This window comes from Nitrospinaceae bacterium (assembly GCA_018669005.1).
GTDB lineage: Bacteria > UBA8248 > UBA8248 > UBA8248 > UBA8248 > UBA8248.
In genome coordinates, this window is sequence record JABJAL010000080.1 from 21283 (window position 1) to 30092 (window position 8810).

General features: G+C 53.8%; 5 protein-coding genes. 3 read left to right on the top strand and 2 right to left on the bottom strand.

Annotated elements, in window-relative coordinates:
• Positions 1 to 164: 164 nt before the first annotated feature.
• On the top strand, positions 165 to 782 hold the full coding sequence (locus HOJ95_13110; protein MBT6395638.1) for a hypothetical protein: 618 nt from the start codon (positions 165 to 167) through the stop codon (positions 780 to 782).
• A gap of 410 nt (positions 783 to 1192) precedes the next feature.
• Positions 1193 to 5767, top strand: coding sequence for a GAF domain-containing protein (locus HOJ95_13115; protein MBT6395639.1), 4575 nt, complete (start codon positions 1193 to 1195; stop codon positions 5765 to 5767).
• Positions 5768 to 5773: 6 nt separating this feature from the next.
• Here HOJ95_13115 and HOJ95_13120 read toward each other — a convergent pair whose 3' ends face one another.
• Together HOJ95_13120 and HOJ95_13125 are read right to left on the bottom strand one after the other, a co-directional pair.
• Positions 5774 to 6754: an NADPH:quinone reductase gene (locus tag HOJ95_13120; GenBank protein ID MBT6395640.1), complete on the bottom strand. Its 981-nt coding sequence runs from the start codon at positions 6752 to 6754 to the stop codon at positions 5774 to 5776.
• A gap of 73 nt (positions 6755 to 6827) precedes the next feature.
• Positions 6828 to 8024 carry an acyl-CoA/acyl-ACP dehydrogenase gene (locus HOJ95_13125; GenBank protein ID MBT6395641.1) on the bottom strand — a complete coding sequence of 399 codons (1197 nt, stop codon included), beginning with the start codon at positions 8022 to 8024 and terminating at the stop codon, positions 6828 to 6830.
• 178 nt (positions 8025 to 8202) lie between these two features.
• Here HOJ95_13125 and HOJ95_13130 point away from each other — a divergent pair.
• Positions 8203 to 8810: DUF169 domain-containing protein (locus tag HOJ95_13130; protein ID MBT6395642.1), on the top strand; the 608-nt coding region annotated here is incomplete at its 3' end.

Consider the following 8810-nt stretch of genomic DNA (forward strand, 5'->3'; position numbering starts at 1 on the left):
CCTTCCATTTCTCGGATGGCAAAACGAATCATTACAGCCATCAAAGGGTTCACTAATTATCGTGTTAGATACTATCGTTGATCCAGAAAGGAATTTGAAGGGCGAGTGTATGCCTCTATTCTCGATGCGTCGTTATTTACTGCTCGCGCATGGGATGATTCTAAGTGTATAAAAGAGTCATGAAATATCATCTAAAAGCCAGGTTCGGAAATTTGGGATTTTTGGTTCTCCTACTTTCTTCCTTTTTCATCGCGACAGGGTGCAGTTCTGTCAACGTGAAAAAATACCAGGTCGAGATCCGAGTTCCCATGACCTCAAAAATAGCGCCCCCGAGCCGCATTCGCCTGGTTCTTAGGGCCGCCGATTCCCTCAAAGATCCGAACCTGTCGCGAACCGAAGAGTACGTTCTCACAGAAAAAAATCCGCTCTCGACAACTTTAATAAAGGCCGCCGCCAACCGGATGACAGCCATTGGCATCGAGCCGCTCGAGGACAAAGAGGCCCACCTCTCCTCGGGCCGCGTTCTATTCGTCATCACCCGGCTAGAGGCAGTGCTTGTGAAACAAAACTGGCTGGCGAGCACCGAGCTGCGGGCCGAGCGATATTCCAAGGAAGGAAAACTACTCGGCAAATGGAGCGCTATCGGTCGAAGTTCATATCAAAATTCTAGATTGTTCGCAGGCGGCGCGGGCATCGCCATGGGAAACGCCATGTCTAAAGCCCTTGGAAAACTCCCCTGGCGCGCCATCGCCCTTGGCCGTCAGAAGCCCCCCGGTAAATAACTGCTCAAAACACCAAAAAATTGCTCTGCTTACCCCTTTTAAACCTGACCATTTCCAGGCTTAAAAACTCTTAAATATCGAACTTCAATTTTTTTGCTATAATAAAGTATCATTTTTTCTCCAAATTTCAGAATTTTCATCATAACCTACGATAAACTTTGACTTTAGGCCATTTAGCGATTGTACTCATAGTCCGTGGACCTTAAAATTCATGAGATGTTGGATCTGCCCGAGGGGAATAAAGACCACGCAAACGACTGCAAAAAATTTGTCGAGCCACCCCACTAAAGGCAATCCTCAGATATTTTGTGACCTTAAACCTCTGTGTGAATGATGGCTTCGGAACTAACCATCGATTCCCTGTTGAGAATTTTGGCGCGACAGCCTAAGTCGAGAAAAGGAATCGTCGGTTGCCTCCAAAAAAAACAAAACATAAAAAAGAGCTGTCCTCTGACGAGGGAGCCATTCAGACTGACCTAAAAGGGAAGATTACATCCCTCAATCCCGATGCAGAAATATTATTCGGCATCTCCTCCAAAGAGGCGGCAGGCCAATTTGTGTCCTCCGTGCTCGTTTGGCCTGGGCTGTCATGTATCTCCGGAACTCAAAATGGCAAGCGAGCCCCTGGTAAATCAAAGAACCTCGGCACCAAACCAGAGCCCGGGATAGGGCAGAAAAAAGACGGCACTTCTTTTCCTGCCGAAATTACCGCCAAAAGAATACGAAAGAGCAACAAGCACCTTTACAATATTCAAGCTCGAAACCTCTCGAAATCTAGTTCTCCCGATGAGAAGCTTCAAGCCCTGGCACAACGACGAAAGGCAATGTCCGAGCTAGGCATTCGTGTCTCCACCGCCCTCAATATTCAGGAAGCGGCGCAATCAATAGCAGAGGCCGCCATTCAGGCCGCCGACGCTGAAGTAAGCCGGATGTTTTTACTGCAAGATAATGGCAAATTTCTTCTATCCGCCGAGGCGACTAGTGAAAAACTTCCGCACACAGAGAGACTAGATTCCTACGTTGAATTTGAAGTTGGCCAGGGTCTTTCGGGTTGGACTGTCGAAAAGGGCGGTCGCGTCGTCATAGACGATGCTCCCAACGACCCGCGCTGGGAATCTTCTCCATGGGCGGTTCAGTTGGGATTGAAGAGTTATGTTGCGCTGCCGATTAAAAGAGGGGGGGAAATCATCGGGATTTTCTCCGTGCTTCGTGTCGGCATTCGGCCCTTCGAAAAAGAAGACCTTGAGATGCTCAACATATTATCGAGCTACGCCGCGATCACCTTGGAAAAAATTTACCTTATCGAGCAGGGGCGTCGGTACGCCTCGCGCCTTGAGATCGTGGACGAGATCGCCAAGGCCGTCGGCTCCGCGCTTGAGCCCGAGAATCTCTTTAATACCATCATCCAGGAAATTCGCCGTGCGGTTCCATGTGAGCGCTGCATCGTCTCCAGCATCGATCCGAAAACAAAGATAGGCCACCTCTGGCACGCCTATTCCGAATTCGTTATCAGTGCTGACCCATCACAGAAAATGCTCGGATACGGCGAATCGCTATATAACTACTTATACAAAACCAAAACACCCATGCGTATCGAGGATACGCGCGAGCATGATTCTCCCTTGGCTAAGCGTTTCGTTGAAATCGGCGTTCGAAGTGTCCTGGGAATTCCCATCATGCAGAACGATCGATGCGTGGCGCATATCATACTCAACCACAGGGAACCCGAAATTTTCACGGACGAGCACGAAAAACTACTTGTAGGCATCGCCGGACACTTGGGCTCGGCAATCCGAAATGCGATTCTCTTTCAAGAGGTCGAGGAAAAAGCTTCCCGGCTAGAAATTGTCGATAAGATTGCCAAAGCGATTGGCTCGACCCTTGAGCCTAAAGAGTTGTTCCGCACCATCGTCCGTGAAATTCGCGATGTCGTCCCTTGTGAGCGCTGCTCCATCGCAACGGTCGATCCTGCCACCCTCAAGCGAAGGTACTGGCATATTGAATCAAATTTCGATATTCCCGCACCCACCGACGAGGATGAATTCGAAGGTGGAAAAAGGCTGCTCGAACTTATCTACGAGCCGAAAACATCCCTGCTCTCCACGGATCCGGCCGACATGCCATGGCCCCACCTAAAAGATAACGGCGTACAAAGCTCTCTGGTGATACCAATTCTCATGGACAATAAATGTGTTGCTCATATCACCCTGTCCAACCAAAAAACAGAGGCTTTCACTCGGGCGCAACAGGGCCTTCTCCAAGATGTCGCGGCCCATCTAGGCTCGGCGATCTTGAACGCCACCCTATACCAGACCTCTGAGGACCGCGCCTCCAGGCTCGAAACGCTTCAAGATATGACCAGAAAGCTAAACGAGGATATCGATCTCTCCGACCGCCTGGCGCGAATCGCCGAGGGAGGCAAGATTCTTCTCGGTGCCTCCAAGTGCATGGTCCTGGTGCAACAAGACAATAGCGCCAACAATAAACCTCTATACTCTCAAGGCCTTTCGCAGAATTACCTTGACCTAATCACCAACAATTTTGACAAAACATTGCTTCCAGAAGTTCATAAAATCCGTGAGCCAGTTACGATTTCAGATATTTCTCATGACCCTCGATATCCGTTTCCCATCGAACTCGCGGCCAAGGAGGGCATAGCATCTGTTTTGATAGTCCCGCTCATATACAAAGAAAACATTATCGGAACGATATCTTTCTATTGGGAAAAAACCGTCACTCTCACGGACGCCGAAGTTGCCATGGGGAAAGCCTTTGCGGATCAAGCAGCCGTTGCCATCGAAATCGCCCGTCTTTTCCGGGAAACGGAAGAACATGGCCGCCGGCTGGGTACGCTCGTTGAAGTCGCACAACGCCTCACCCGGGGCCTCGACCTTACGGACGTACTCTCCAGTATCACAGACGCCACGGCGCTGGTCTTAGGGGGGGAGGCGGGCATCCGCCTACGAGAGGGCAACGAGTTGGTAAGAGCCGCCGGTACACCACGAGCCCTTCGGCAAATGACAAAACTGCGTATTCTTATCGGCGAGGGCCTCGCTGGCCGGGCCGCCGAAACGGGCAAGCCCACTTTCGCGTCGGACATTTCCACTGACGAGCGCACCATCAAGGAAGAAGTAGCCCATTCCAACCTCGGGCTCACCGGATCGCAAATCTCAGTCCCCTTGAGTCTCGAATCGAGAAACCTCGGCGTCTTCAATATCTACCGGGAGCTCGGCCACGTTTTCACTGAAGAGGAACGCAACCTCGCTACCAGCCTCGCCGACCAGGCGGCTGTCGCAATTGAAAACGCCAGGCTCTACCAAGAGGCCGAAAAGAGAGGCAAACGCCTTGAGACTTTGGTCGAAGTTGCCCAGCGCCTCACCCGTGGATTGGATATTCCCGATGTGCTCAACGCAATTACTGAGGCGGCAGCGGACGTCTTTGAGGGTGAATCCGCCATTCGAATTAGAGAGGGGGACGAGCTGCTATGGACGACGGGCACACGGAAAGCCTACTCGCTGCCCTTTAAAAAACGCCTCCACATTGGAGAATCGCTGGCTGGCCAAGTCGCCCTGACCGGCAAGCCAATCCGGGTGAAGGATTTCCTCGATGACGACAGAGTAATTCCCGAACACCGGAACATGCAGATGCCAGAGGAACTGAGCTCGATGATGCTCATACCCCTTCGTCTGGAAACAAGGGTAGTGGGGGTGCTGGCCATTTTCAGGGAGCGAGGCTACATATTCGACGATGAGTCGCTACGTATCGGCTCAACTTTCGCCGACCAGGCCGCTATCGCGATTGAGAACGCCAGGCTTTTTGAGCAGGTGAAGGAGCGCACCGAGGAGATGGAGAAGGCAAAGAATCAAGCCGAAACCGTCAATAACGCCAAAAGCGAGTTTCTCTCCAACATGAGCCATGAATTGCGCTCGCCGCTTAACGCCGTCCTGGGTTTCTCTGACCTCCTTTTGTTGATGGTCAAGGATGAAAAGCTCCTCGATATCGCATCAAAAATTAAAGATTCCGGAAAACACATCACACGCCTTATCGATGATCTGCTCGATCTTGATCGAATCGGATCGGGAAAAGTCAGTCTCGACCTTGAAGACGTTACGATAAATTCATTACTCAAGGAAATTTCTGAAATCCGCTCGGACCAGCTTCCGAAAGAGTTTTCCTTGAAATCAAATTTCGATGCGCAATGCGGCAATGTGAAGTGCGACCCGCTCCGAATCACACAGATCATGACCAACCTGCTAGACAACGCCGTGAAATATTCGCCCGAGGGAGGAACCATCACACTAAAAACCGAAGCCGTTTCGGGTGAGGTTATCATCACCGTCGAGGACGAGGGACTCGGAATGACACCCGATGAAATAAGCGTCATTTTCGAGAGATTCAGCCAACTCGAAAGCGGCATCAATACGCGGGCGGGTGGGCTCGGGCTCGGCCTGGGCATCGTAAAAAAATTACTTGAAATGCACGGCGGGCGAATTTTGGTGAAAAGCACAAAAGGCGTGGGCAGCACCTTCTCATTAATCCTGCCGATGACTGCCGCGAATGAGAAAACAGCGACCAGGAAAAAAAGAAAACCAGAGTCGGCAGCCTTGAGCGGCGACCCGTGGGCAGGAAAAAAAATTCTCATTGTTGACGACACGGAGGAAAATCACGAATACGTAAAATTGCTCATGAAAAGCGCCAGCGATATTTTCTCGGCCTATAACGGACAAGAAGGGATTGAGGCGGCGCGGCGCGAGAAACCCGACATCATTTTCATGGATCTGAGAATGCCGGTTCTCAATGGATTCGAGGCGATAGAGAAGCTCAAAATTGAAGCCGACACCAAAGGAATCCCGGTCCTGGCGGTTACCGCCCAGGCCATGAAAAAGGACCGCGACCGATGCATGCAGCTGGGCGTGAGCGGCTTCATCACCAAACCCATCGAAATAGAGGCTTTCAAAACTGCCGTCCATGAAATTCTAAACTAAACACTCTTAATCGATTTCAAGCACTACATTCCCAATGAAATCCCCACCCTCTATCACTTCATGTGCCGCCGCCACATCATCTAGAGAAAAACTCGGCCCGACCGGATGCCCTAGTCCGCCCTCTTCAATGGCTCGGGTGATATCCGCGCAGGCACTTCGTTTTGCCTCATCGGGCATCTCGTAAACGAACACCAACCGGACATTCACGTTCCGAGGCATCAGCTTGTAGTGAGGAAACACGGGCTCCGGCACGCGCGAGGACGCATAGGTGCCAATAGATCCGTTCCCCTTAATGACCTGTGCAGACACGGGAAAGTTTTCACCGAGATCTACTTCGACGATGCGATCCACCCCTTTGCCGTCGGTGATCTCAAGGACCCGCTCGGCAATATCCTCGCTCTTGTAGTTCAGAACATGGTCGGCCCCGGCCCGCTTCGCGGCCTCTGCCTTCGCCTCGGAGCTCACCGTCGAGATGACGTTTGCACCCGCCCATTTGGCAAGCTGTATCCCATAGTTGCCAACCGCGCCGGCCCCGCCCGTTACGAGCACCCAGAAACCATCGACGGGACCATCCGCCAACAGGCACCGATGCGCCGTCATCGCCGGAATCCCCAAACAGGCACCCTCGGCGAAACTCACAGAATCGGGAAGCCGCACCGCCGTCTCAGCTGGCAGCGCTATATATTCTGCTGCCGTGCCCAGTTGTCGCTCCCACTGTCCGTTATAAACCCAGACACGCTCGCCCACGCGGGCCGGGTTTACACCCGGCCCCACCTGATCGATCACCCCGGCGCCGTCGCTGTGCGGAACGATGAAGGGCCATTTCACCGGGCGCGAGCCCAGGCGCGCTTTTGAGTCCGAGGGGTTCACCCCCGAGGCCGAAAGCCGAACGCGGACCTCGCCCTCGCCCGCCTCTGGGGTGTCAATTTCACCTACAATGAACACCTCACGGGCTGGGCCGTGTTTTTCATACCTTGCTGCGCGCATCGAATCTCCTCCTGGCATCTGGATATTCGGTCCATCGACTAAAATCTCTGGCAACGATACCCGTAAAAAAAATTTAAAAAGTCGTCACTTTATTTTCATAGTAAGCCTTCGCCACCCTTTGGCGAAGTACCTGATTCGTGCCGTCCGAGTGCAAGAAGGTGCTCGCATCGCGGAGATATTTCTCCATCGGCGCCGCCTGCATGATCCCCGCGCCACCAAAAATCTCAACTCCCCACCGGGCACAATCGAAGGCCACCTCGGAGGCGAACACCTTGGCCTTCCAGCCCAGGGTGAAATCATAGGGGTCCTGGTGGTTCACCGCCCAGGCCGAGCGGTAGACCATCGTCCGCGCCAAATCGAGACCGATGGCCATATCCGCGAGCATGGCGGCCACCGACTGATGCTCGCCGATAAGCTTTCCGCCTTGAAATCGCTCGCGCGAGTGGGCCAAAGATTTTTCGAAGGCCGCCCTCCCGACACCGACACAATTGGCCGCCGCCTCGGGTTTGCCGCTTGAGAGAAGGCGCCCCCGTATCTCCCACATGCGGCCCTCGCCGAGGATGAGATGTTCTTCGGGCACCTCAACGTTCTCGAAAAAAAGCTCCGAGTTCATTGAGAGGCGCTGGCCGACTTTTTCGTGCACCCGCCCCGTTGAAAAGCCTTGGGCCTGGCGAGGAACCAGAAAACCCGAGAGCCCCTCGCGCAGGTTCTTGCTCATGTCCGTCCGGGCCGCAACCACATAGAGCTCGGCGCAGGGCCCATTGCTGATGTAGTGCTTCATGCCATTGATCACCCACTTGCCGCCCTTTTTCTCGGCCCGCGTGTTGAGCTGTATCGATGGATCGTCATACAAGCCCTGATGGTCGCTTCCAACACCAGGCTCGGTGATGGCGATGGCGGTGAGAAATCGCGGCTCCTTGCATAGACGCTCAATCCACGGGTCGCGGACAGAGGGCTCGACGCTCTCGAGGATATGCGCAAGCTTCCAGGTTTGATCGAGGTTCACCGCAAAACCCAGATCGCCGACGGCAAGCTCCTCGCCGGCGATGCAGCAGGTGAGCACATCGGCCCCGGCACCGCCCCATTTCTCGGGAAAGGGCAGCTGGCGCAGGCCCAGGGCACTTGCCTTCTCGACCAGGTCCCATGGCATGCGCTCCTCCCAGTCGGTGATGCGATCGCGCTCGGCGGCGACGGGTTCCACCTCCTGATTGACGAAATCTCGGGCAAGCGTTTGAATCGCCTTTTGCGCTTCGGTCAACGTAAAATCCATCTACCACCTCCAGGAAAAGCTCCTAATAAAAAGCCGCATCAAAGCCTGCAGCTACAGAATATTAGGCAATCCTACCAGAGCACCCGAGCCAAGGGCCAGACAGAAGAGCGGCAGCAGGGCTCAAAAATGCTATGATGGATGGAACTTATACGAGAGCAAACACCGGAAAGGATATCGGATGGACACTGCCAGCATGGCCGAATACGAAGAGGGGCTGAATAAATACCTGCGGCTCGGCTCGTTTCCCGTGGCCGTCAGATTCATTAAAAACTGGGATGAACTGCCGCCCCGCACCAAACGCCCCTTGAAAGACATGGACAACCGCTTTACGACCTGCCAGGCGATATCGATGGCCCGCCGCTACGGCTGGGTCATCGCGCTCGGGCGCGAGGACAGTAGCTGCGTCCTTGGAGCGGTGGCCCTTGGCCTGGAGAAAAAACTTCCTTACTACGAGGAGGGCAACCTTTGCATCAACCTCTACACAGAATCGCTCGCGGCCGGGCAAATTAGCGAGGAGAGCGTCCCCAAACTTCCCGAGGGCGAATACGTCGGGATTCTCGCCGCCCCCCTCAGCCGAGCGGCGTTCGAGCCGCACACCGTGGTGATATACGGCAATGGCGCTCAGATCATGCGCCTGGGACAAGCCTGGCTCTGGTCGAGGGGTGGCACAATGACCAGCCAGTTCCGAGGGCGGGTCGATTGCTCGGACATTTCGATTGCCCCATTCATCACCGGGGAGCCGCAGATGGTCGTACCCTGTACGGGAGATCGAATATTCGGCCAGGT